This window comes from Xaviernesmea rhizosphaerae (genome assembly GCF_001938945.1).
GTDB lineage: Bacteria > Pseudomonadota > Alphaproteobacteria > Rhizobiales > Rhizobiaceae > Xaviernesmea > Xaviernesmea rhizosphaerae.
Map to the genome: position 1 here is coordinate 1 of NZ_MKIO01000047.1, position 22,781 is coordinate 22,781.

A 22,781-nucleotide genomic window follows, 5' to 3' on the forward strand; every position below is an offset into this window, starting at 1 on the left:
GACATAGGTCTCGATCCCCGGCGTCGACAGGCCGCCGGCCTGGGAGAGCAGGTCGAGGATACGGTCGCCGCCCTCGTTGAGCTCGATCTTGGCGGGATCGTTGACATCGCCCAGAACGGCGACCTGAGCCGACTTGGTGGAGATCTTGGAAATGACCACCTGCGGCTCGATCGCGCGGTTCTGCAGGCGTTTCTGGATGTCGCTCTGCACGGCCTCGACGCTGCGGCCGGCGACCGGGATGCGTCCGGCATAGGGGATGGTGATGGTGCCATCCTTGCCCACGGTCTGGTTGGGCATGGTCACGTAATTGCCCGGCCTGGAGCCGGCATCGGCGGGCACGAACAGGCCGCCGGACTGACTTTCGAAAATGGAAACCTGGATGACGTCGCCGGGGCCGAGCGGGAGATTGGGGGCGGGGCCGCGGCCGGCGCCGAAGCCGCGGAAGCTGTCGGCCGTGGTGATCGACTGCAGAAGAGCCAGGACGGTCTTGTTGATGTCGACAAGCGCGTAATCGACGCCGGCGCGACGGTCCTTGTTCGGCGAGCTGACCTTGACCGATGCCTGCGCCTCGACCCGGCCAAAGGAGGGGCCGGCCGTCGGCGTCGACGTGCAGCCGGACAGGGTCAGGCAGGACACGCCCATCAGGATCCAGAATCTGTACATAAGCATCGATGCCCCTAACTTCCTAAGGCCTTCATGCGGCATAGCGCGCAGGATCACCAAGAAAAACCAGCCTTTGCAGCTGCAAGAACGGCAAATTCTCAGAGCGCCAGTTGCTAAATCACAACAATCTCCGACCCGCAAGCTACGCCGGAGCCTGTGACAAGAATGCAACGCTTTCTGGCGTCGTGTTGTCTGCTCGCCACACAGGCTTGATGTACGAAGACGGCGCCTCAGCCGGCTGCCCTCGCTGCATCTGCAGGTGCACGAGAATCTGCTCGGCCGCAATGCGTCCTCTTTCTGGGCCGGCAGCGCGTCGTTGTCGTCCATCCATCGACGCGCACGCGTGGGCAGGCCGCGCCTCACACGTCCTGTGAAGCGCTCGGCAGCAGCTCGGACGGCTGAGCTGCGGTGGAGGTTGGCGCGCTCTTTCTGGGGCGGATCGTTGCGGGGGCGCCGATCGCCACGCAATCGTCAGGCACGTCTTTGAGCACCACGGAATTAGCGGCCACGACCGCATTTCTGCCCAACGTGATCGCGCCCAGAACGGCGGCGCCGGCATAAATGCGCACGCCGTCGCCGATGATCGCATCGTGCTCCGAATCCGGCGAGGTTCGCCCGATGGTCACATTCTGGAGAATTGTCACGTCGCGTCCGATCGTCGCGGTGCCGACAACGATCCCGAACGGGTGAGGCGTATAAAATCCGCCACCGACTGTCGCCCCAATGGCTATCTCCGAACTGAAGCAAAGGCAGCTTGCCCACCAGATGATCCGCCGCAGCAGCCGGCCGATAAGCGGGATGCGCGCTGCCATTTCCTGAAGGCGCAGTGAAAAGACGAACTGGAAACCGGGTGTAAGCAAAAACATGCGCAAGGCGAAGGGAAAGGAAAGCCTCTTCCTCTCCCGCTGCGCGAACATTTTCAGGTCGGCCTTGATCTTGCTGAGAGGTGTCTCGCGAACCTCCATGTGCAACTCCATTTTCAGACAGCTCTCATGGTGACGGGAAGCTATCGCGTTGCACCATTTTTTTTCGTGCGCGGCAAGAGAAAGATCTGCCAGGATGTGGTAGTAAAAGCAGGCCCCCGCCAGAAAGGCCGGCATCCTATCGTTTTGGAAAAGCGGTTGCCAATACGGCGTTTGCAGTGCAGCAAAAATCTGCTATGCCGATTTCAAGAAGCGATGCGGTTTATGGGTACGCATGTGAGCCTGCATTTGCTAGCGAATAAGATTGTGAGCGCAAGACCAGGCGGCGTGAGCCGGGGCGGCGGGACGGACAGGGCTCGCGCATGCCGGTCAGCCGTGGCCGACACATTCGCGGCTGCGCATGCAGGGAGCGTGTCGTTGTCGAAGCGAATCTTATCGACAAGTTGGCCCGGGCGACGGATAAAGATCCCTGGATGATGTTACACAGATAGCGGCTGGGATTGGAGAGCTGTGCGCTTCGCTTCAGCCGTGAAAGCGTGAAAGATAGAAGGTGCGCACGCATGCAGTGCGGCTTGCCGCGGCCGACGCCGCCGAACGACGTCAACGAGGTGTGACAGTGCAGATTCATCACCGTGATTTTTCCAACGGTTCCCCGGCGGTCAGGCCTGCAGACAATCGTTTCGATGCGATGGAGCTGGATTGGATTTTCGGCATCGCGCGACGCCAGTGGCGTGTCGTCGCGATTTGCGTTTTTTTGGCTGTTGCCGGCGGTATCGCGTATCTGGTGACAGCACTGCCGCTCTACACCGCGCAGACGAGCCTGCTGATTGGCAGCATGAAGAACCAGTTCGTCGAGCAGTTGGCGATGAACGGCAATGGCAGCATCGTCGAAGACGAGAACGCGCTTTTGAGTCAGATCGAAGTGCTGAATTCTGAAGCCGTGGGCAACGCGGTGATTGACAAGCTCAAGCTCGATCAGGATCCCTTCTTCATGAAGGAGAAGCCTTCCTTGATCAGCACGCTGCTCGCGCCAGTTCGTGCGGCAATCACCGCCCTGATGGGCAGTAAGCCGGAAGACAACTCGCCGGAGAAGCTGCGTCAGGATGCCCTGAAGAAGCTGTCGGACAATATGTCGGTTGTGCGTGTCGGAAAGAGCTATGTGCTCAATGTCGGCTTCACCTCTCCATCGCCGGAATTTGCCGCACGCGTGGCCAATGCGATCGGGGATGCTTACGTTCTCGACAAGCTGAACTCGAAATATGATTCCGCCCGGCGCGCCGGTGACTGGATTCAAGAGCGTGTCGTGGAACTGCGCCAGAAGGTGCTCGAGAGCGATATGGCCGTGCAGCGCTTCAGGGCCGCCAACAATCTCGTCTCGACGGGCACGCAGCTGGTGTCCGAGCAGCAATTGACGGAACTCAACACTGCCCTGATCACAGCCCAGTCCGAGACCGCGCGGGCCCGGGCTCGATTGGCGCGCATCGAAAGCATTCTGTCAAACGGTCAATCCGACGCGATCGTGACAGACGTTCTCGACAGCTCCGTCTCCACGGAACTTCGCAAGAAATATCTCGATGCCGCCAAAATGGAAGGCGAAATTTCGAAGAAGCTTGGCCCGGATCACCAGCAGGCAGTTCGCCTCCGGGCCGAAATGGCGGAATACAAGCGGCTCATGTTCGAGGAACTGAACCGCATCGCAGAGAGCTACAGAAGCGACCTCAAGGTGGCCGAAGCACGGGAGCAGAGCCTGCAGGACAGCGTATCCCAGGCCAGTTCTGTCAGCGCCAGCGCCAACGAGACGCAGGTGCAGCTGCGCGAGCTGGAGCGGGAAAACGAGACCTATCGCAATCTCTACCAAAACTTCCTGCAGAACTATCAGGTTGCGATCCAGCAGCAGACCTTCCCCGTCACTGAGGACCGTATCATTTCGCGCGCCATGCCGCCGGAAAAGGCGAGCTTCCCGAAAAAACCCCTCGTTCTTGCCGTTTTTCTGGTCATGGGCGCTGCCGTGGGAACCGGTATTGGGGCCTTGCGTGAGTTTCGCGATCGCTTCTTCCGGACCGGGACGCAGGTTCGGTCGGAACTCGGCTTGGAGTTCCTCGGCAATGCGCCCCTGCTCAAGGGGGATAGTAATGCCGATCAGGCGGGCGCGCCTGCCGATCCCCGCCTGATCAGCAAGGGCAACGCCGTTTCAAACTATGTCCTGGATCATCCACTTTCGGCTTTCGCCGAGGCGTTGCGCAGCGCCAAGATCTCCGCGGACATGTCGATCACGGGGAAGAACTGCAAAACAATCGGCATTGTTTCCTCGCTGCCCGGCGAAGGAAAATCGACAATCTCGATCAATTTCGCTGAGCTGTTGGCAAACCAGGGTGCTCGCACCGTGTTGATCGATGCAGACTTGCGTAATCCCGGACTGACGCGTGCGATCGGTCGACATGCGACGGTGGGACTGCTGGACGTTCTGCTGGCCGACAAGGACCCCATGCAGGCAATGCTGGTCAATCCGACGACACGGCTGTCCTTCCTGCCGGCGGTTGTTCGCCAGCGCGTGCCGCATTCCTCTGAATTGTTGGCATCGGCAGCCATGGGCGAGCTTCTGCAGAAGCTGTCGCACCATTATGACTATATCGTCATGGATCTTCCGCCGCTCGGGCCGGTCGTGGATGCGCGTGCTGCTGCGCCGCGCATCGACGGCTTCCTTTACGTGATCGAGTGGGGTCGGACTTCACGCCGGCTTGTTCGCAACACGCTGAGGACCGAACAGGCGATCGCCGACAAATGCCTTGGTGTGGTCATGAACAAGGTCGATCTCGACAAGATGCGGCTCTATGCCACTGAAGGATCCGACGAATATTATCACGCGGCCTATTCGGCTTATTACCAGAAGGGTTGAGCTCCAGCGTCTCTCTTCCTGGAATTAAGGCAAGGATGAGCCTGAGTTGTCGGTGTGTTCCGCGTGCTCTGGACGTCCATCAAAGCTAACGCATCGGAGCGGGAAGCGGGAGCCGCTTTTCACCCCGATGCGCTAAGGAATGGTTGCTTTGTCACGTGCTGCATGCTCACGCTATGCCTTGGACCCGGGCGGTTTGTCACCGGTCCTTGACGCTTTGGGCGTTACGGTGCAAGGCAGGCCATGAACATCACACGCCTGCTTTACGGCCTTGCGGGATTTAGACGGTCGCAATCTCGAGCCGCGTCAGACAGGCGAAGCAGGCTTTTTCTCCCGCAAATTGATCCAAGACATGTTCTTTATGCGATCGGCGATGTGCATGGATGCCTGAAAGCCTTGCGGGCAGCGGAGCTGTGTATCTTCGCAGACCTTGCTCGTCAAAATCGTGCGGGCACGATCGTGCTTCTGGGAGACTATGTCGATCGAGGCCCTCATTCCGCACAGGTCATAGAACATCTACGGCAGCCGACACCGCCTTCAGTGCAGCGCATCGCCCTTTGCGGCAATCACGACGATCTGTTCCTTCGTTTCCTTCGTCGTCCCGAAAAGCATCGACACTGGCTGGAGATGGGGGGCGACAAAACGCTTCGTTCCTACGGGATCGATGCCACCAAGCTCCTGCACAGCGGCGGCTTGCCCGCCCTGAGCGAGGCCATGCTGCGCCTGATTCCATCCGATCACGTGGATTTCCTCGCCGGCCTGCCGGTCTTCCTTGCCTATGGCCAACATCTCTTCGTCCATGCCGGGATCAGGCCGTCCATCCCCTTGGAAGACCAGACGGAAGAAGACCTGTTGTGGATCCGCGAGCCCTTTCTGTCCACCGGGCCGGGATTGCCAGTGACTGTGGTGCACGGACATACCGTGGTCAAGGAACCGATCTTCGCAGAGGGGCGCATCGGGATCGATACGGGTTGCTATCGCTCCGGGCGCCTTACTGTTCTGAAATTGCAGGAAAATACGGTCGATTTTCTGCCAGTTCCACCCTCCGGTGAATGAGGGATCGACGCGAGACGCCGGGCCACGGCAGGGAGGCGGTGCTTCCCTGCCGTGGCCGAGGCTGTCTTTACATGATGAGGGTCGAGCGCACCGCGAGCTGCGGCATGTTGACCCGCACCGTGCCGGTCCCCGCCGTCGCGCAGACCAGTTCCAGCGCCCGGAAGGAGAGATAGGCACGAGCGCTATAGGCCGGTACCGTCAGGACTTCCGAGGCGTGATCCATGGAGAAGCCCTCCGTCGAGGGGTACAGTCCATGCGAGGTATCATTCAGTAGAGCATGGGTGACTTGGGTGGTGCTCACCCCGTTCAGCGTGCCGTTCATCTCGATCATCGGCTGCACGGAGGCAAGCCCTGTGGCGCCCGCGATCACCGTCGTCTTGCCGAAAGCCTGGAGCATCGTGCCGGGAGGCCAGTAATCGCCATTCGGGCTGGTGCCGGCGAGATCCTGATTGATGCGCACGCCGCCGCCGGCCGTGGTGACGTTGTAGGTGATGACCACGTCGTTGCCGTTCCCCTCCGCATTCGGCTCGACGCCGACCGTAAAGGTCGTCGTGCTGTCGCCGGTCACACGCCGGAAATTCCATTCAAAGGGAAGCGCCGAAGTGCCGGATGCCAGGGAGCCGCCGGCGCCCATGGTGCCGGCATTTCCCGAGGTTGCGTTGAACAACGGGTTGTTGACGAGCTGCAGCCCGTTGACGCGCTGATTGGAACCGTCGACGCTGTTGCGCGGGAGGAGACGCAGGATATTGCGTAGGACGCCGGCAAAGAGTTTTCCGACGAAATAGGCGCCCGTGGCAGATTCATGCACCAGCGTCGCCTCGCCCGTGCGCATATAGCCTGTGCGGAAGGCCAGGCTATTCGGTGTCGTGCTGGGATCGTGCAGGATGGACGGCGCGTCGAGCAGCCAGACATTGGGGCGCAGTTCGGCAAGACGGCGCAGCGCGGCATTGTAGATCACGAGCTGTTTGATCTGTGCGGCCGTATAGTTCGCGGCGCCATGGCACAGCACAACGATGACACGCATGCCCTTGGCCAGCGCTGCATCGACCTTGGTCAACGTGTCGGCAAAGGCCTGGGCACCGACCTGGTCGGCTGCGACTGTCGCCCCGCTGACGGCATGGGTGTAGGGTGCCTGGGCGATAGAGTTGATCCCCTCGCTGATGTAGAGTACGCCGGCATCCGTCGCCAGTGCGGCCGAGAGCCGCGCCAGCGTCTGGTCGGTGCGCTCGCCCGACTTGCCAAAGTTATAGGCCCTGGCGACGGGGTTGCCGGCCAGCGCATTGCCGATGAAGAAGTGGTTATAAGCCGAGCGGTTGCGATAGACGCCGCTATCGAGATGCATTTGTTCGACCGTGCTGTCGCCGATCGCCGCGATGATGTTGAGCGAGCGCGGTGCGATGATGCTGCCGATGGTGTTGCGTCCGAAAAGCCCTTGCTCGTCATGCCCCAGCACATGGGTCAGCGCGCGGATATCCGCCTGTTCGATTTCTCCGGCCATGGTTTTAGAACCTTCCTTTAAGGGTGAAACGTGCCGCGTCCGGGCCCAGGCCCGAGAGCAGCGTGTGGTCCCCAGAAGGCTGCTTGCCGGTCAGCTCGAGTGTCATCGCAGCGGTATTTTGACGGGCAGCGACCGCCGTGGTCGCAGGTCCGGTGAAAGCGATTGCAATTGAGATCATGGCGTCCTCCTGGTGACGGGTGAAGGATACGAGGCGGCGGTCATCCGGGGAGGTTGAAGGAATTAGAACCTAAATAAGAAAAAATACCTATTTTTTATCATGTCTGGACATTGTTGGCGATGCCGGAAAGGCCCGCATCCGTCGGTTCCAGATTGTTTTGATGCCGTCAAAAATTTATAGTGCGCCGCAAGACCGTCCCCGGCGCAACGCGCCTCCAAGCGCCCGGCCGAACATTCTCTGCCGCAGACAGGATCCGCAATGGCTTCTCGCTATCTCGTCAATGTGCAGATCCTGCGCTTCCTTGCGGCGCTTCTTGTGGTCGTTGCCCATGTCGGCATCGAGGTCGAGCACATCAGCGAAACCAGTGGCCGCCCTTTCGCGTTGTTCCATCCTCTCGACTGGGGCGTGGGCGTCGACATCTTCTTCGTCATCAGCGGCTTCATCATGTTTTATCTGATGCATGACCGTTTTGCGCGGCCGGGCAGTCCGGCGCGCTTCCTGCGTCGGCGCCTGATCCGCATCGTGCCCTTATACTGGATCTGCACCACGTTGATGCTGCTCTCGATCCTGATAGCGGGTCAGCTGGTTCGAAATGACGGCTTGAATCCGGCGCATATCATCGCCTCCTATGCCTTCATTCCCTGGCCGAGGGCCGACGGCCAGATGGGGCCGCTCTTGTCTCTGGGCTGGACGCTGAATTTCGAGATGTTCTTCTATGTCGTCTTCGCCTTCGCGCTGCTTCTGCCGCGGCGCCTTGGCCTGACATCGATGTTCACCGGCTTCTGCGCGCTGATGCTGATCGCGCCCCACGTTCCCGCCGATCTCTGGATGATCCGGTTCTGGGGCGACACGATCATTGGCGAGTTTCTTCTGGGTATCGTCCTGGCAATGGCCTTTCTCGGCAACAGGCGGCTCGGCATCGTGGCCATGATCGCGCTGATCGTGATGGGTTTCGGGCTTGCGGTTCTGTTCTTCCAGACAGGAAGCTACGAGGTCGTGCCCAGGCTCGTAACGGGTGGCATTCCCGCAATCGTGATCGCCACGGCCGCCATTCTCGGCCCTTCCGCGCCGAACAATGCGTTCAGCCGTTTTCTCGCGCTGGGCGGTGACGCCTCTTACGCGCTCTATCTGACCCATCCGTTCACCATCAAGCTCCTGGGAGCGCTCGGCCTGAAGATGGGCCTGTCCCTGACGGGCATTTTCTGGCTCGGGCTTCTGCTGACGGTGATCGTCGCTCTTCTGGTTCATCTGCTGGTGGAGCGCCCGATTACGCGCTTCCTCAACCGCACCTTCGATCAGCCGGGCCCCAGACCGCTCGCCGAAAAGGCGAGCCTGCCCTGACGCGGGCGGAACGCAACACAAAGCCGCAGCGACTTCTCTTAGACCGAAAGTCCGGACACGCGTTCGCGGGCCTTCGCGAGGACGGGATGAGCCGCGGTGATCGGCATAGCCGTATGTCATGCGGCCAAGGAGAAGCTTATCGATGCGGATCGCCATCACCAATGCGCTTTATCCCACCCCGGCTCAGCCCTCGGTTGTCGGCGGTGCGGAGATCTATGTCCGGCAGCTGTCGCAGACCTTGCGCGCGCGCGGGCACGAGATCCTGATTCTGCGCGTGTCGCCGGACGACCGGGTGCATACGGAGACGGTGGATGGCATCCTTGTGCGCTACCTGCCGGTGCGCAATCTCTTCCCGCCTTTCCGGCAGCCCGCAAACCCGCTGCTGCGCCTGGCTTGGCATGCAATCGACGACCGCTATCGCGCGCCGGCCGCCACGGCGGACTGTCTGGACGCCTTCCGGCCCGACCTCCTCCATTCGCACACCTTCAACGGTCTGAGCACGGATGTCTGGCAGGTGGCGAAGGCAAAGGGCCTGCCGATCGTGCACACATTGCACGATTATTATCTCACATGCCCGCGCTGCTCCCGCTTCAACAAAGGGCACGATTGCGAAGCGACCTGCGGATCCTGTGCGCTGCTCACGTCCGTGCGCCGGCGCCGGACGGCGCTGGTCGATGCGGTTGTGGGGGTCAGCGCGAAGACGCTGGATATCCACCGGCAGGAAGGCCTGTTCGCCGGGGCCGTCCAGCACGTCATCCGCCATGCACCGGATGAATCAATTGCCTATTCCCCCCTGCCAACGACCGATGGTCCGTTGATCATCGGTTACATCGGCCGGTTCTCGGCGGAAAAGGGTATCCGCCTGCTGCTGGAGGCCGTCAGCCGGCTCGAACCAGGATCCGTTCGCCTGCTTCTGGCGGGAAAATCAACGCCCGAGGAGCAGGCAGAGCTCAGGCAGGTCGCGCCCGGGGTCGATATCGAATTTCTCGGCTATGTTGCGCCGCCAAGCTTTTATCAAAGAATTCAAGTTCTTGCCGTTCCATCGATCTGGCATGAGCCGGGCCCGCTCGTGCTGATCGAAGCCCAGGCCGCCGGCCGGCCGGCCATTGGGACCCCTTTTGGCGGAATTCCGGAAAACCTCGATGACGGCAGAACGGGATGGCTTTCCGAGCCGGAGCCTGAAAGCATGGCCAGCGCGATCCGGCGCCTGGTGGAGGACCGCTCCCTTCTCACGCGGGCGCATCACGCGCTCGGCGAACAGCGCGCGCTCAGACGCTCCTTCGACGATGTGGTTAGTTCTTACGAAGCCATCTATGTCGCCATGGCGGATCGGAGGCAGCGGTGAGCCGCGGCACGGATCGATGAATGCTTGTGCGTTGCGAGACGGGCTGCTTATATCCACCGCGCGTCCCGCAAGACCAATTCACTCCTAGCCTTGGGCTCCCGATCCGTGATGATTTCCGTCGAAGACAAACTCCAAGAAAACAGATGGATTGGGCCCGGCTTCAATCTTCTCAGGCATGCGCTGGCGCTGGCCATCCTGCTGCATCATTGCCGCGTGGCGGTGTTCGGTCTGTTCGGCCGTGCGGAGCTCGTCAAGGACGAAAGCCAGCCTGGAATGGCGGTGTTCCTGCCCAAAGCCGTGCCGGGTGACGGCTATGAAAGCCTCAAGGGCACGGGTCTCTGGGCGATGGACCGCATGCATCTGTCCGACATCGTCACGGAGCTTTTGCGGCCGGGTCTGTTCTCGCTCGTCGGCATGTTCTTCGTTCTCAGCGGCTTTCTGGTTGCCGGCAGCGCCATGCGCAACAGCAACATCCCCTCCTTCGTCGGCAATCGTGTCCTGCGGATCGTGCCGGCTCTGGCCGTCGAGGTCACGCTCTGCGCGCTTATCCTGGGGCCGATCTTCACCCATCTGCCGCTTCAGGACTATCTCTCCAACGGCCAGTTCTTCCGCTATTTCGGCAATATTCTCGGCCATGTCACCTTCGAGCTTCCGGGCGTTTTCGTCACCAATCCCTGGCCGCTGATGGTCAATGCCAATTTATGGACGCTGCCCTGGGAGTTGTGGTGCTATGTGCTGATGCTGTCGATGATGGTGCTCGGCCTGTTCGCGCCGCAGGGACGCTACCGCCGGGCCATGTCGGCGATCGCCCTGGTAATCATCCTCGCCATGACGCTGTGGAACTACCTCAATCCCGAAATGTTCAATGTGCGCCAGGACACGACGCGCTTCGCCGGCTGGTACATCGTGTTCCTCTTTCTCGTCGGCGTCTATCTCCGGCTGATCGCGCGGCATCTGCCCCTGCATGGCGGGCTGTTTCTCGTTGCCGCCGCCGCCTATTACGTCATGACGGTGATGAATGTGCTCGGCCCGTTAAGCGGTGTCTTTCTCGCCTACTGCACCGTCTATATCGGCATGATGCGGTTTGACTGGTTCGATCGCATCATGAAGCACGACCTGTCCTACGGGATCTATCTCTATGGCTTCCCGATCACCCAGATGCTCGTCGCCCTGATCGTTCCCATGGTCAGCGGATCGCGCGTGGTGTCCTTTGCCCTCATCGCGCCGCTGGTGGTGGTTCTTACCGCGAGCTTCGCGCTGATTTCCTGGATCTATATCGAGCGTCCGGCCCTCCGGCTGCGCCGGCTTTATCAGAAGCCGGCTCTATAGGAATGCAACCCATGGCACGTCGAGCCCTCTTCATGCGTCTCGTCCGGAAAACGGCGGCTCAAGCGATCTTTGCCCGCCGCCCCTCTGCGCCAGCCGCCTTTCAAGGCAAAATGCTGTCCAGGCTTGTGCTCGTCCTTTTGGCCTTGAGCGCCCTGCAGCAGATGGCACAGGCGGCGCCGGACCAGATCCGGATTCCGGCCGGTGGTTCCATCTCCGCGGAAGGCGACAGCCTGACCTATGGCATGGACGCCTCGCCCGCCGGCCGCCAAACCCAGATCAACGGCGCCACCTTCCCCCGCAGCCAGCATCCCTATCCCGAAACGCTGGCCGAACTTCTTGGGGGGTGTGCGCGCGTGGTGAACCGCGGCTTTCCCGGTGATCGCTCGGTGGATGGTCTCGTGCGCTGGCAGGCTGTCTCGGGCGATCATCTCGTCATCATGATGTATGGCTCCAACGATGCGCTGAACTATGGCGGGGCACCGACCGGTATCGTCTCGCTGGACATGTTCCACGCGGTCATGCGGCTGATGATCGAGCGCCGCCAGGCGCAGGGCGCGCAGGTGCTGCTGCTTGTGCCGCCGCCGATCGGCGATCCCCAGGCCGACGCCCGAATCGCGCCCTATCGCGAGGTGGTCCGTGCGCTTGGCCGCGAGAAGGATCTTCTCGTGATCGATCCCCGGCAGGCGCTGACACCTGGGGCTCCGGTCTTCACGCCCGACTGGGTGCATCTCTCGGCTGAGGCCAACATCGCCATTGCCAAGGCCATCGCGGCGCATCTGCGCTGCCAGTAAAGCTCATAATTGCGGCGGGGGCGACAAGCCTCCCCCGCCGCATCGGCACGATTTCAATCTTTGCTTCGATGCATCTGGCGTTGTTCGGCTTCCGGTCAAAAAAGGCCTGGAGCTCAATCGCAGAAGCCGCGCACCTGCCTGTGAACCGTTCCATGCTGGGCTCGGGTGAGTAGGAACCGATCATCACGTCGACAAGCCGTTCAGGCTGAGGCGTCCCAAAAAAATGTTGGGTGTTCAGAGACGTCGGTGAAATGAGGGTGGCGGACAGAGAGTCCGCCATACTGTTGCAAAATGGTTATCACCTATGATCAAAAGTATATATATAAGTCAATAACTTAGTGACTCACTCCATATTTCGCTCTACCCTTCAATGGCTTAGAATTCGGTCACCTGTTGGGGTAAATGTTGGGGCGAAAATGGCTCTTTCTTTGAACAAACTGAGCGCTCGCGCTGTCACCGCGATAAAGAAGCCTGGCCGCCACGGTGACGGCGGCGGGCTGTATCTGGTCGTTGACAAGAGTGGTGCCAGGCGATGGGTTTTCCTCTACCGTCGCGACGATCGCCTTCGCGAGATGGGCCTTGGCGGCCTGAACGCCGTAACGCTTGCCCGTGCTCGGGAGCTCGCTGCCGAGGCACGCGCCAATCTTCAAGCCGGCGTCGATCCGATAGAAGCGAAGCGGAACGCGCCGGTGGCCGTTCCTACGTTCGGCGAGGAAGCGGACGACTTTATTGACGCGATGGCGCCGCAGTTCCGCAACGCAAAGCATCTCGACCAATGGAAGATGACGTTGAAGGTCTATGCCGCGCCGCTGCGGGCAAAGCCGGTTGACCGGATAGCGACGGCAGACATTCTGGAGGTGCTGAAGCCGATATGGCTCACCAAGCCGGAAACGGCGAGCCGGGTCCGTGGACGTATTGAGCGCGTCCTGGATGCGGCGAAGGCGAAAGGACATCGCACCGGCGAGAACCCCGCTGTTTGGCGCGGGCATTTGGCGAACCTGTTGCCCAAGCGCAGGAAGCTTTCACGTGGCCACCATGCCGCCATGCCTTATGAGGATCTACCGGCCTTCCTCGCGGACCTTCGCACCCGTGACGGCATTGCAGCGAGAGCGCTGGAGTTCACGATATTGGCGGCGGCTCGCAGTGGCGAGACGTTCGGCGCGACGTGGCGAGAGATCAACCTTGAAGCGGCGCTTTGGGTCATACCGGCGGATAGGATGAAAGCCGGGCGGGAACATCGCGTTCCGCTGACGGCTCGCGCCATCGAGATCCTGACGGAACTTTCGGCCCTCAACGCCGGTCCGGACACCTACGTGTTTCCAGGCCAGAGGGAAGGGCGCCCGCTTTCGGTTATGGCCATGGATATGCTGCTGCGGCGGATGAATGTGGATTTCACAGTTCACGGCTTCCGATCCTCCTTCCGCGATTGGGCGGGCGAAGAGACTGCCTTTCCCCGTGAGGTGGCGGAAGCTGCGCTGGCGCACGTTGTCGGTGATCAAACCGAGCGGGCATATCGGCGCGGCGATGCCCTGGAAAAGCGCCGCAAGCTGATGGTCGCATGGGCGAACTATTGCGAGCCCCGCAAGGGAGGCAACGTGGTTCAATTGAAGGCGCAGCGGGGTGGGTGAATGAGACGGGTTAGGCTTATCTTGCTTTTGGGCATTTTGGCCGGCTGCCAGACGGCTGAAGAGCATGACGCAAAGATCAATGCCGATCTTGATGACAGGCTCAACGCCTACAATGGCGCGACCATGGCGGAATTCCAGGCAAGGACGGGAATGCTGCCCGATGATGCCTACCCGATCGAGGGCGGCCGCGTGTTCGTTTTCCGGACGTCGCCCGTGTTCATGACGCTGCCGGCGACCGACGTCACGCCGGCCGTCACGAGGTCGGTGCAGTGCCAGTTGCTTGTTTAGACCGTTCTGGCAGATCGGAGGGGCACGGCGGATAGCTGGAAGATCGTCGGCACACAACGAAGTGGCGCGTGCAGAAATCTGCCGGTTTGAAGCGATGAAGCCATAGTCAGGGCCAACGCTCACAACTGTTTGCCGGTCATTGCCTGTGAAACGACCGCCGATACGTCCGGCCCTGGACCAGAGACAAAAACTTGTCGATTGTTTCATGCATCGCCGTCGCAGCAGTGAGGTCAAAGGCAGCACGATATGCGGCCGGTGAGACTATACGAAGGTTAGAGGCGCCGGCTGCAAAGGCCTCCACGGCCCGAACCAGACTCTCGGCGTTCATCGCCTTCGGCTATGCCCGCGCACATACGTTCCATTCTTCCGATAATTGCCGCCGACGTACACCGACCCGCCGCTGTATGAGGAGTTTGCCCAGTTCCCGTATCCATCCTAGCCGCCGGCGCGAGACGCGGCGCTCCTAGCGCCACAGCGGCGGCCGGCCGCGTCCAAGGTCTCTGGTGGTTAGCGATTTGCACAGTCGCTGCGAAGGAAACCTTCCCCTAATAGTTGATCAACGTGTCACTGATCAACACGGGTAGACCTTCCCTACGGCCTTACTCCCGATACTTACGACGAAGCCCTCAGCGCCTTGCGTCGCTGGTAAGCTGGGAATGAAGATGAGTGGAAGCTGATCTTGCGACGCTTCTAGATCTTCAAGAGGCGCGACTAAAAGCATTGAAGTCATTTTTGAAGCGTCTTCGTTCGCGATGTTGGTGCTTCCGGTTGGAAAACTTTCCACAAGCTTAGCGAGACGAGTATTGTACTTCCGCAACATAGATGTAGCGAACCAGTCAATAAGCATTTGTGCCTCCTGGTCGGTACATGAGATAGCGCCACCACTCTGGGGCTTCTGCGGAGACTGTGTCACCTGCAAAGGGCTAGTTGCGACTAAAGAAAAATCATAACCGGGGAGCGAAAGAAAGGGTATAAACGCTGAATAGACCAGCACTCTGAAACGGCGAAAGTCGTGTACTGTAACGTTGCCCCAGCGATCTGGATAGAGAGGAACCGGACGATTCGTGTGTGAGATAAACACGGTAAACACCATGCAGGTCTTGCGATCATCATAGCATCCCAATTTGATTAACTGATCTTTTGATCGAGGGTTGGCAGCGTATTTTTTGTCCAGCCTAGGCACGTACTGTGCCCAAAGCGGGAAAAGGAGTCGCTGCTTCGGGCCTTCAATGAAAGCTGATGCTGTTTGGTATCGTCCATCGGCTAAGGGACCTGTATATTTGATGGTGGTGCCGGAGCTGTCGTCACTCGGGTGCACGCTAATTCGTTCGGCAACTATTCCGACGTCGGTACCATCATGATCCTCGTGGTTGTCGGCAGAACGGAAGTTTATCAAAAGATCGTCAGCAGGCCGTTGCATCACGGAGAAAAGCTCAAAAAAACCTCGTGGGGTTTCAACTCCCCATCTAACTTTTGCTTCTCCTGACACCTCGCCCCTCCCCAACAATACAATAGTCAAGACGATCATCTAGCTCCAGAAAGAAGGAGTCGAGTCGCTGAAAGGAGACCGGCCTCTAAAATCTGAGTAGGAATTTATGTGCTGGCGGGTGAACCTTCAAAACTGAGTCCGTCCTTGAGGGCTTGTCACCCGCGTCCGGGATCTGGGTGGCCGCTAAGCGCGGTGCTCAATAGTAAGCGGTTAGGCCCAGGGCTAATAGGTCATCAACCTGGCTGTTGGGATGCCCTTGAAGATTTTGGTGCGAACGTCCAAGAGATAGGTAAGTGTCTCTACCTAGTTGAGTTTGGCGGTTTCGGTGTGCTGAGCGATGCAATGACGACACAGTGTTCCGCCTCGACTTCATGGTCCTCGATGAGCTTACTGTGGACGGTTCGAGTTGGCATCGCAGACGTGCCATCTCATCTGGTAGCCATACTCCTCCTTGTGGCCATAGCACCAGCCAATCCGGTCAAGCATCGCCCCCACTTCTTCTCGCCGCTTGCACGCCTGCTGCGTCTTGGGGCTGTCGGCGTTCGTGCTCCCGCGGCACTTACTGTTCTCGACATGCCACTGGTTGATCACCCGATCCGGCGCCTTGGCGCCCTTATCGGTAGCGAGCACCTTTCCGCTCTCCGACTCGATCTTTCCACTTGTGGGATTCCAGACAAACGAGAACTCTGCCATGCCGGATGAGGTCTTCGCCCTTTCCCTGCTGCGAGCGAACCACTCGACCACACCGGAGACATTGCAATTTTCGGCGCACCGAACGCTTTCTGAGCCTGACTTCAAGCTATATATCCGCTCGGGCCAACGTTGGGCGAAGGTCGTCTTTTCCTTTATGATAACGTCCCTTCCAACGACTTTGCCATAGAAGTCAACTTGATCTTCATAGGCGCCTCGCATGAAGGTAAGAGCAGTAGAATTCCCGTCCGACCATGCATCGTGATACCGGCGAACGAATTCCACGGCGCGATCGGCAGGGCTTGAAGCGGCAGGCAAATTCGCGGCCTGCTCTGATGGAGGCGACGACGAGGAGCCAGGTGCCGGTACTACAGACACGAAACCAGCTTGGGCAGCAGCAGGCGCAGCGTCGACCGTCACAATCCCCCACTCACGCATCTCCGCGCTGGTGAGGTAGCGCATGTCTGAGCTTTCGATTGAAAGGCTGAGCTGTAGCAGCTTGGCGCTGACGCCCATATCTGACAGATACCCGATAATCTCTCCCGTCAATGCCTGAACCGTTGCGACTGCAGTTTTCTGATCTACGCCCACGTCGTCGGAGAAAAAGGCCTGGTGGACGCCGATTGATCCGGCTTCGGCTGACCGCTTGACGCCTCCGAGAAATGCAAGTGCACAGGCGGAGGCGCACTGTGATGAGCGGATCTGTATGGTATTCACGTTAAGCGCTCGTATTGCGCGCCCCATTTTCATTGCGGCAACGACGCTTCCACCGTTCGAGTCGAATGTAATGAGTGTCGGCTGGAACTGCGCATACTCTGCGACCAGCCTCATCGGATCGTCGGACGGCTCAAACTCGCCCTTAATGACAAGAAGACGTCCTACCTGGTCCAAGGTGAGCCGCTCGTAGGTGAGTGCAGCTGATGCGACGCCAACGTCTAGCATGGCGGCGCACAGACCGATCAGTAGCTTACATCCATTTCGTGCCGGTCCCCATCTCTTCCGCGGAACCATCTTCGTGAGATCAGTCACAGCAGACCTTTCTCACATATGTATTTCCAAGCGTCACAATCGAGTCTTTTGCGATCACCCCGTGCGCCTTAAGGGCTCCAGCGACGTCCTTCGCCTCCTGTGCTGCGTAAACGTCCTTCAACGTCACGGCAAACCATCCATTCGCAGCGAGATGAACAGCGAGAGGCACCGACGACCTGTGAGCAAAAGCCGTAGCCTCATTAAGGGAGCTAAAGCTCTTGACCTGGACGTAGCGCCCATCTCCTTCGCCCTCCTCGAACTGTGCCACGCGGACCCAAGTGTAATGAAGGTAGCCAACCCTGCCTCCGCTCGATACCCGGTACCAGTCGCCGCGACCATCCAAGATATCGACCTTCGTTCCATTGCCGAACTGGCTTACGGTCTTGGCGTCTACGCTTTCCGTCGCCTTTAAAGGCGCTACTCCCTTTGGGTGCCGGACAATGCCGTCGCGGGCGATAGGTACGTTAAGCGAAGGAAGTGCCTTCACGGCTTGGCCTGGCTGGGGAGCACTAACGGCAGGTCTAGCGTCTGGAGCCTTCTCGGCAACTCTCACGGGCGTATCCTGAGTGGTTACCCTGAACCTCCTCATTTCGCTGCCGGAAAGATAGCGGATGTCGTTGCTGTCATACGAGAGCGAGAGCTGCAGCAGGCCGGGGTCGACTCCCATTTCGGACATGTATCCGATGATCTCGGCCGTAGTCTGCTGAACCGCGGATACGGCGTCGTCGACATGCATGCCTTGGGGGTCGCTAAAGGAGGACTTGTGGACACCGATGGAGCCAGGCTCTGCGGAGCGTGCCGTTCCACCCAAAAAGGCGAGCGAACACGCTGAGGCGCACTCTGCCTTCCGGACCTGAAAAGTCATCAAGCCAAACGACCTGATCATGCGGCCCAGCTCAATGGCCTTCGCCACGTTGCCGCCGGGGCTGTCAAACCCGATGAAGGAAGGATGCTCCCGAATGAGCAGATCGCGCAGCTGCGTCAGATCGTCGGAAAACTCGAATGTGCCCTCCACCATAACGAACTTGGTGCCCGCGTCTGTTTGTTGAACGGTGTACGCAAGCGTGGCCGACGCTTGACAGACGGAGATGCCGAGCCAGGCGGCTGTCATTACAAGTGAAAACTTGAGCAACATGCGAAGACCCTTGGCGACGGCTTATCAACTGCATAGCGCCCTAACGAGCAAGTGCTCCGCAAAGCTCCAGCGTTTCCAAGACCCTATGATTGCAAGCGCCAGATGCCAATCTATAAATTCCTATAAATTTGATGCGTGTATGAAGTCCACCCCCAGTTGCAAATATCCTGTTTTTCCCGAATTTTATCTCCTGTTCACGCGAGGCAAGCGCGGGCCGCAATCGTCCGTCACGCCGGCCGAGGTGGCGGACCCCTACCGCCAGATCGCGCAGGCGTTCGGTGCATTTGCGGACTGCCGGGGCGAAGGCACAGGACAATGCGCGCAGTGACCGCGGCGAGAATGTTCAAAGGGTCATGATTGGCGCGCTCGACATGATCGACAAGGCGCCATACCGAACGTTGGCGGAAGCGTCTGCGCTGATGAAGGTGGTTCAATTGCTCCTGCAGAATCTCGCGACGTCAGAAGCCATGGCCCAGCCTGAGCTTCACCGGTCCTTTCTCGAATTCGCTGTGCGCCACAAGGACGCGGCGCTGGCGTTCATGGCCGATGCGGGGCCGCGACTGGACGCCAGGGTCTATGGCGCGCTCTCGGTCAATTGAGGTCCTGCGGCGCATCAGCTTGCGGCCGCGGCCCACCTTGGCAATAGCAGTCCTGAATGCAGGCCGCAGGAAGGACTTCACAAAACCTCACCTCGCACCTGAAAAAACCTGAAACTGTTCCTGTGTTTCAGACTGCCATGACTTGCCGGCCGAGCGCGCCGAAGGCCGTCAGGCGCATGACCATCGATACCAGTGCCGTTGCGCGGTGACAGCTTGAGGCCAAACCGCTCGGCCGCCGCAGCTTCCCCGACGTCGCCGATCAGGTTGCCGTCGAGCGTGAACTCGGAGGCGGCTATTGGCGAGGACGAGGTCGGTGTTCACTGGCGGTAACTGAAACTGCATTATCCATTTCCTGCCTTATAAAAATACGTCCTGTCACAAACCTTCAGGGTTCCTGGCATTTGCGCCGTAATTTTCTTACGTAAAGGTAATAATCGGCGATTTGATGGAATGTTGAAACTTGCCGCTCATTATCCCACTTTACGTCGTACTTTACATCGCTATAACATGGGCCATCAGCGAAGAGGCAGCGCGATATGAGCAAAACATTCGATCCGCTACAGGGTGATTTCATTGATCATATTCCGTTGAAGTCCGCGCCCCTGGTCAGGGTGATCGCCCAGGTTCGGTTTCCCGACGTCACGGTCAATCCTGATCGGATATTTGTCTCAGGTTTTCAGAAGGCTATAAGGAAGCGCTATCCGAGGTTCGTCGAAGAGGGCACGCAGAATATAGTCTTAGGCCCGACTGGCGTGTCGATGTCACCGTCCGTCGTATATCGTTTTCTCGATGCGGCTAACGTCTGGCGTGTCTCTCTAACCCCCAACTTCATGTCGCTCGAAACGAAAAAGTACGAATCTGGAAACGACTTTGCCGATCGGTACCGGGAGCTTCTCGGCCATCTAGCCGAGACCGTGGCTCCGAGCCATGTCGCCCGGATCGGCATTCGGTACGTTGATCAAGTTCAGGTCACAGGCGGACTGAACGTGGATGACTTGCTGGAACGGCATATGTCGGAAGTCTCGGGACGTTTGCCGAATGTGCGCCACATGGTGTCGGAACTAGAGGCGAGATCGAAAGAGGGGATGGTCTTGGCAAGATGGGGACATCTGCCTGAACAAGGGACCCATGATCCCGAGATCATGCCTCCCGTCGAAAATGCTTCCTGGTTCCTCGATGTCGATTCCTACATTGGTTACGAATCGGAACTTCTGGAATACGATACGAATAAAGTGGCAGGCATCACTCACGAGCTGGCCAATCGAGCCTATAATTTCTTTCGCTGGTGTGTGAATGATCACTTCCTCGCGAAATTCGGAAAGGATGCCTGATGTCAGCCTTGAGAAGCAAACCTTTAGGATGGGGCAGAGGCTCCTCGTCACACGGGGGTTCCTTCAACCTGATCATCATGGACGATCAATCTCTAGGAAATCTCGCGGTCATCGCACAGCGCGCGACTTCCAGCTCTTCGACGATCGTCGCGCTGCCGACCGCTGGAACGCCGCTCCTTAGCGGCACTGCCTCTCGCGCGAATGTGCTCACCGTCGCCGACGACCAGAAGAACGTCCCGATGTACCTCGCCACCATCAAGAGGATCACGGGATTCTCTTGGGAGAGGATCGGCACGTTGCTCGGCTGTACGCGTCAGACCGTCTATAACTGGACGCAAGGCGAACCGGTCAAGCTGGAGAACGCCCGTGACGTCGCGCAACTTCACGAGACGCTCGCCTACATCGATCGAGGAAGCCAGGCCGAGACCGTTTCGGTTCTCGAAGGTGAAGTCGCGGGTCGTTCGGTCATTTCCATGATTGTGGCAAGAGAGTTTTCGGTCGCCAGGAGACTTGCGGGCAAGGGACGTGGAAGGCCGACGGCCACATGGACACAGATGCAGCCGCAGAAGCCGAGCGGACGCCAGGATCACTGGACAGACCGTATCGCCGCCGTAGATGACGAGGATGTTGACCGTAGCGCTGGTTTCGTTCCCAATAAGGTAATCAAGAGAACGAAACTCAAGACCAGATAGACGGGCATATGGCAGACTCTGATGGCGCGGCGGATGTTCTGACCGATGAGGAATACAAGGCTCTGGGGCGCTGGCGTCAAGGTGACTTCACGCTCCAGAGAAACCATATTCCGTTGATCTTCGAGACCGACGACGAAGGCCTCGACGTCGGCACTATCGAGACCTGCGGTTGGATCGTGATCACACAGACCTGCGATATCGTGAATTATGGCAAACGCAAGGAATACGTATCGATCTGCCCGATCGTCGTCGTGCCTCCTGATGTCCTGAAGGAGGTACATGCAGGTGTGACGCCTGCCTACGGCAAGCTCGATCTAGCCGTGGCAGATGACCATGTGGTCGACTTTGGCATGACCGCGACGGTGCATAAGCGCGCCCTGCTGTTGCTGGAGCGACGCGACGGATTCTCAGATGATGCGGCGAGGAGTGTTTTTCAGCAATCGCTCGAACGACGTTACGGCCGTTTCGCATTCCCGGACTGGCTCAGCAACGGTCCGCTTAGACAGCTGAGAAAGCGGGCACGCGAGGCACACAAGTCAAGCGGGGCAAACGGCAACATCTACAAGGCGATCGACGAGTTCCGTGTTCGCGGAAATCCTGATCTGGAAAGCAAGGGCTCGGTTATCGGATTTCTCGCTGTCGTGAACCGCGACAAAGAAAGGGAGACCACGCGTCAGGCTATCCGCAAAGAACTCGATACCCAAGCTGGGAAGTGGGACTGGCCGGAAGACTTTATCAAAGAGGACGAGTTCATCGTTGTCGGGACGCTCGACGAGTTCTCGGGCCGCGATATTAAAGAGAGCTACAGCGTCGATCTGGACTTCATCTCGATGAGGCCAGACGAGCGAAGCTGAGAGCCGTTAGGCCTGACGGCATTCTCTATGTCTGGCAGCCATCATCCTCGCCCGCCCAAGCGTCGCCGCTATCTTGGCGTTCAGGGCAGCGGGCCAGTAGGGAAGTTTTTCATACCGACCGGTCATCTTAAGCTCTCCATTTTCGAGAGTGGGCTATCATCGCCCCGCTTTTTGCATGCACGACAAAAGTAGGCCGTCCGCGTCTTCATCGGGATCGGAATGTGTGGAGCGAGATACAGTATCTGGCGGCAATGGGGAGCTGGTCGGCGCAATTGCCCCGAGCGCGCGGAAGAATGATCAGCCTTCCGCCGGGAAAAGCCCCAGCCCGTCATCCGGCAGCGGCCGCTGAAGCGCCTTTGCCTCGGACCAGTCTGCCCGCATCCAGACATCGACCTCCTCTGCCGTGGTAAGAATGACCGGCATGGCTTTAGGGTGGATTGGCTTGACCACCGCATTCGGTTCTGTCGTCAGAAAGCCGAAGAGCTGATGCTCTCCTTCGCGTGGATTCTTCATGGATCCGCGCGTCCCTTTCCAATCCGTCCAGATGCCGGCGAAGAAGGCGAGGGGCTTGTCATCGTTGATCGCGAACCAACGCTTGCGCTTCTTCGGCTTGGTGTCTTCCCATTCGCAAAAACTCGTCCAGGGCACGACGCAACGGTTCTCCGGCCCGAGCCAGCGGCGCCAGTGCGGCGATGTGACGTTGCGGATGTTGGTGACGCCTGTGTCCGGTTTATCGCCCAGGATCGACGGCGGCGTGGGCATGCCCCATGTCAGTCGATCCCAAGCCTCGCCGTCCTGTGTACGTCGCAGGACCGGCGCCGGGCGATCGGGGTAGATATCGATCGACGGCTCAAGGTTGCCGAGACGATCGAGGGCCTGGCGGAAGGCCCGCAAAGCCTCCTGATTGGTGCTCACATTGTACAGATTGCACATTCCGCCCTCCCAGCGCTTCCCATGCTTTTGCAGGGTGTCATAGGTGTCGGCGTCTATCGAGCGGCGAATTTTCTCACAGCTGGATGCTCTCCAGAC

The 22,781-nt window shown here is 59.3% G+C and carries 22 protein-coding genes; 13 read left to right on the forward strand and 9 right to left on the reverse strand.

All coding sequences use genetic code 11. The features are described 5' to 3' along the window. On the reverse strand, nucleotides 1–669 hold a 669-nt coding region (locus tag BJF92_RS23220; protein WP_210187607.1), incomplete at its 3' end, for a polysaccharide biosynthesis/export family protein. 353 nt (nucleotides 670–1,022) lie between these two features. Further along, a complete protein-coding gene (locus BJF92_RS23225) occupies nucleotides 1,023–1,763 on the reverse strand; it encodes a serine O-acetyltransferase (RefSeq protein WP_075637146.1) in 741 nt (246 codons plus the stop codon). A 511-nt stretch (nucleotides 1,764–2,274) separates the two neighbouring features. Between BJF92_RS23225 and BJF92_RS23230 the strand changes: the two genes are divergently transcribed. Then, nucleotides 2,275–4,482 carry a polysaccharide biosynthesis tyrosine autokinase gene (locus tag BJF92_RS23230; RefSeq protein ID WP_075637147.1) on the forward strand — a complete coding sequence of 736 codons (2,208 nt, stop codon included), beginning with the start codon at nucleotides 2,275–2,277 and terminating at the stop codon, nucleotides 4,480–4,482. Nucleotides 4,483–4,722: 240 nt separating this feature from the next. Continuing rightward, nucleotides 4,723–5,535 (forward strand): metallophosphoesterase family protein, encoded by an 813-nt coding sequence (locus BJF92_RS23235; protein ID WP_078058350.1) that lies wholly within the window; start codon nucleotides 4,723–4,725, stop codon nucleotides 5,533–5,535. Nucleotides 5,536–5,602: 67 nt separating this feature from the next. Here the strand turns inward: BJF92_RS23235 and BJF92_RS23240 are convergent, their stop codons facing one another. Both BJF92_RS23240 and BJF92_RS25675 read right to left on the reverse strand, forming a co-directional pair. Further along, complete coding sequence (locus BJF92_RS23240; protein WP_075637148.1) at nucleotides 5,603–7,033, reverse strand: SGNH/GDSL hydrolase family protein; 1,431 nt, start codon at nucleotides 7,031–7,033, stop codon at nucleotides 5,603–5,605. Nucleotides 7,034–7,037: 4 nt separating this feature from the next. Further along, nucleotides 7,038–7,211, reverse strand: a complete 174-nt coding sequence (locus BJF92_RS25675; RefSeq protein WP_158032263.1) for a hypothetical protein — start codon at nucleotides 7,209–7,211, stop codon at nucleotides 7,038–7,040. A 258-nt stretch (nucleotides 7,212–7,469) separates the two neighbouring features. Here BJF92_RS25675 and BJF92_RS23245 point away from each other — a divergent pair, with 258 nt between their 5' ends. The 6 genes from BJF92_RS23245 to BJF92_RS23270 all read left to right on the forward strand — a co-directional run bounded on the left by BJF92_RS23245 (nucleotide 7,470) and on the right by BJF92_RS23270 (nucleotide 13,933). Then, nucleotides 7,470–8,552, forward strand: a complete 1,083-nt coding sequence (locus BJF92_RS23245; RefSeq protein WP_078058351.1) for an acyltransferase family protein — start codon at nucleotides 7,470–7,472, stop codon at nucleotides 8,550–8,552. A gap of 142 nt (nucleotides 8,553–8,694) precedes the next feature. Beyond that, entirely contained in the window at nucleotides 8,695–9,897 is a 1,203-nt protein-coding gene (locus BJF92_RS23250) for a glycosyltransferase family 4 protein (RefSeq protein WP_075637149.1), read from the forward strand. A gap of 108 nt (nucleotides 9,898–10,005) precedes the next feature. Further along, nucleotides 10,006–11,226: an acyltransferase family protein gene (locus BJF92_RS23255; protein WP_143524179.1), complete on the forward strand. Its 1,221-nt coding sequence runs from the start codon at nucleotides 10,006–10,008 to the stop codon at nucleotides 11,224–11,226. A 110-nt stretch (nucleotides 11,227–11,336) separates the two neighbouring features. Next, a complete protein-coding gene (locus tag BJF92_RS23260; RefSeq protein WP_075637151.1) occupies nucleotides 11,337–12,017 on the forward strand; it encodes an SGNH/GDSL hydrolase family protein in 681 nt (226 codons plus the stop codon). A 416-nt stretch (nucleotides 12,018–12,433) separates the two neighbouring features. Further along, nucleotides 12,434–13,645: a tyrosine-type recombinase/integrase gene (locus BJF92_RS23265; protein WP_075637152.1), complete on the forward strand. Its 1,212-nt coding sequence runs from the start codon at nucleotides 12,434–12,436 to the stop codon at nucleotides 13,643–13,645. A gap of 21 nt (nucleotides 13,646–13,666) precedes the next feature. Continuing rightward, a complete protein-coding gene (locus tag BJF92_RS23270; RefSeq protein ID WP_245294874.1) occupies nucleotides 13,667–13,933 on the forward strand; it encodes a hypothetical protein in 267 nt (88 codons plus the stop codon). 571 nt (nucleotides 13,934–14,504) lie between these two features. Here BJF92_RS23270 and BJF92_RS25405 read toward each other — a convergent pair. The 3 genes from BJF92_RS25405 to BJF92_RS23285 form a co-directional block, all read right to left on the reverse strand. Next, nucleotides 14,505–15,461 (reverse strand): hypothetical protein, encoded by a 957-nt coding sequence (locus BJF92_RS25405; RefSeq protein WP_143524180.1) that lies wholly within the window; start codon nucleotides 15,459–15,461, stop codon nucleotides 14,505–14,507. A 348-nt stretch (nucleotides 15,462–15,809) separates the two neighbouring features. Next, nucleotides 15,810–17,003 carry a COG3904 family protein gene (locus tag BJF92_RS23280; protein ID WP_245294875.1) on the reverse strand — a complete coding sequence of 398 codons (1,194 nt, stop codon included), beginning with the start codon at nucleotides 17,001–17,003 and terminating at the stop codon, nucleotides 15,810–15,812. Nucleotides 17,004–17,133: 130 nt separating this feature from the next. Then, nucleotides 17,134–18,276, reverse strand: coding sequence for an SH3 domain-containing protein (locus BJF92_RS23285; RefSeq protein ID WP_078058354.1), 1,143 nt, complete (start codon nucleotides 18,274–18,276; stop codon nucleotides 17,134–17,136). Between the two features lie 139 nt (nucleotides 18,277–18,415). Here BJF92_RS23285 and BJF92_RS25410 point away from each other — a divergent pair, with 139 nt between their 5' ends. Both BJF92_RS25410 and BJF92_RS23290 read left to right on the forward strand, forming a co-directional pair. Further along, nucleotides 18,416–18,604 (forward strand): hypothetical protein, encoded by a 189-nt coding sequence (locus BJF92_RS25410; RefSeq protein ID WP_143524181.1) that lies wholly within the window; start codon nucleotides 18,416–18,418, stop codon nucleotides 18,602–18,604. Between the two features lie 70 nt (nucleotides 18,605–18,674). After that, the gene (locus BJF92_RS23290; RefSeq protein ID WP_158032264.1) at nucleotides 18,675–18,875 is read left to right on the forward strand and encodes a hypothetical protein; all 201 of its coding nucleotides are present in this window, start codon (nucleotides 18,675–18,677) and stop codon (nucleotides 18,873–18,875) included. Nucleotides 18,876–18,952: 77 nt separating this feature from the next. On the opposite strand, the gene BJF92_RS26490 is transcribed toward BJF92_RS23290, so the two are convergent. Then, on the reverse strand, nucleotides 18,953–19,171 hold the full coding sequence (locus BJF92_RS26490; protein ID WP_425356487.1) for a DUF6998 domain-containing protein: 219 nt from the start codon (nucleotides 19,169–19,171) through the stop codon (nucleotides 18,953–18,955). Between the two features lie 240 nt (nucleotides 19,172–19,411). Between BJF92_RS26490 and BJF92_RS23295 the strand changes: the two genes are divergently transcribed. The 3 genes from BJF92_RS23295 to BJF92_RS25845 are packed head-to-tail and all read left to right on the forward strand — an operon-like array spanning nucleotide 19,412 to nucleotide 21,752. Further along, complete coding sequence (locus BJF92_RS23295) at nucleotides 19,412–20,206, forward strand: TIGR04255 family protein (protein WP_075637156.1); 795 nt, start codon at nucleotides 19,412–19,414, stop codon at nucleotides 20,204–20,206. After that, nucleotides 20,206–20,898 (forward strand): hypothetical protein, encoded by a 693-nt coding sequence (locus BJF92_RS26190; RefSeq protein ID WP_245294876.1) that lies wholly within the window; start codon nucleotides 20,206–20,208, stop codon nucleotides 20,896–20,898. Before BJF92_RS23295 ends, BJF92_RS26190 begins: the two co-directional genes overlap by 1 nt. Before the next feature lie 8 nt (nucleotides 20,899–20,906). Beyond that, the gene (locus tag BJF92_RS25845) at nucleotides 20,907–21,752 is read left to right on the forward strand and encodes a hypothetical protein (protein WP_075637157.1); all 846 of its coding nucleotides are present in this window, start codon (nucleotides 20,907–20,909) and stop codon (nucleotides 21,750–21,752) included. Between the two features lie 297 nt (nucleotides 21,753–22,049). Here BJF92_RS25845 and BJF92_RS23310 read toward each other — a convergent pair whose 3' ends face one another. Next, nucleotides 22,050–22,685, reverse strand: a complete 636-nt coding sequence (locus BJF92_RS23310) for an SOS response-associated peptidase (protein ID WP_075637158.1) — start codon at nucleotides 22,683–22,685, stop codon at nucleotides 22,050–22,052. Nucleotides 22,686–22,781: the final 96 nt, after the last annotated feature.

What these genes read in the sequence shown, in the direction of transcription:
- BJF92_RS25410 (WP_143524181.1), top strand. Translation starts at nt 18,416, where the DNA reads ATGAAGTCCACCCCCAGTTGCAAATATCCTGTTTTTCCCGAATTTTAT.
- BJF92_RS23295 (WP_075637156.1), top strand. Translation starts at nt 19,412, where the DNA reads ATGAGCAAAACATTCGATCCGCTACAGGGTGATTTCATTGATCATATT.
- BJF92_RS23235 (WP_078058350.1), top strand. Translation starts at nt 4,723, where the DNA reads ATGAACATCACACGCCTGCTTTACGGCCTTGCGGGATTTAGACGGTCG.
- BJF92_RS23265 (WP_075637152.1), top strand. Translation starts at nt 12,434, where the DNA reads ATGGCTCTTTCTTTGAACAAACTGAGCGCTCGCGCTGTCACCGCGATA.
- BJF92_RS23310 (WP_075637158.1), bottom strand. Translation starts at nt 22,685, where the DNA reads ATGTGCAATCTGTACAATGTGAGCACCAATCAGGAGGCTTTGCGGGCC.
- BJF92_RS23230 (WP_075637147.1), top strand. Translation starts at nt 2,275, where the DNA reads ATGGAGCTGGATTGGATTTTCGGCATCGCGCGACGCCAGTGGCGTGTC.
- BJF92_RS23225 (WP_075637146.1), bottom strand. Translation starts at nt 1,763, where the DNA reads ATGCCGGCCTTTCTGGCGGGGGCCTGCTTTTACTACCACATCCTGGCA.
- BJF92_RS23255 (WP_143524179.1), top strand. Translation starts at nt 10,006, where the DNA reads ATGATTTCCGTCGAAGACAAACTCCAAGAAAACAGATGGATTGGGCCC.
- BJF92_RS23260 (WP_075637151.1), top strand. Translation starts at nt 11,337, where the DNA reads ATGCTGTCCAGGCTTGTGCTCGTCCTTTTGGCCTTGAGCGCCCTGCAG.
- BJF92_RS25675 (WP_158032263.1), bottom strand. Translation starts at nt 7,211, where the DNA reads ATGATCTCAATTGCAATCGCTTTCACCGGACCTGCGACCACGGCGGTC.
- BJF92_RS23285 (WP_078058354.1), bottom strand. Translation starts at nt 18,276, where the DNA reads ATGTTGCTCAAGTTTTCACTTGTAATGACAGCCGCCTGGCTCGGCATC.
- BJF92_RS23245 (WP_078058351.1), top strand. Translation starts at nt 7,470, where the DNA reads ATGGCTTCTCGCTATCTCGTCAATGTGCAGATCCTGCGCTTCCTTGCG.
- BJF92_RS26190 (WP_245294876.1), top strand. Translation starts at nt 20,206, where the DNA reads ATGTCAGCCTTGAGAAGCAAACCTTTAGGATGGGGCAGAGGCTCCTCG.
- BJF92_RS23250 (WP_075637149.1), top strand. Translation starts at nt 8,695, where the DNA reads ATGCGGATCGCCATCACCAATGCGCTTTATCCCACCCCGGCTCAGCCC.
- BJF92_RS25845 (WP_075637157.1), top strand. Translation starts at nt 20,907, where the DNA reads ATGGCAGACTCTGATGGCGCGGCGGATGTTCTGACCGATGAGGAATAC.
- BJF92_RS23240 (WP_075637148.1), bottom strand. Translation starts at nt 7,033, where the DNA reads ATGGCCGGAGAAATCGAACAGGCGGATATCCGCGCGCTGACCCATGTG.
- BJF92_RS25405 (WP_143524180.1), bottom strand. Translation starts at nt 15,461, where the DNA reads ATGATCGTCTTGACTATTGTATTGTTGGGGAGGGGCGAGGTGTCAGGA.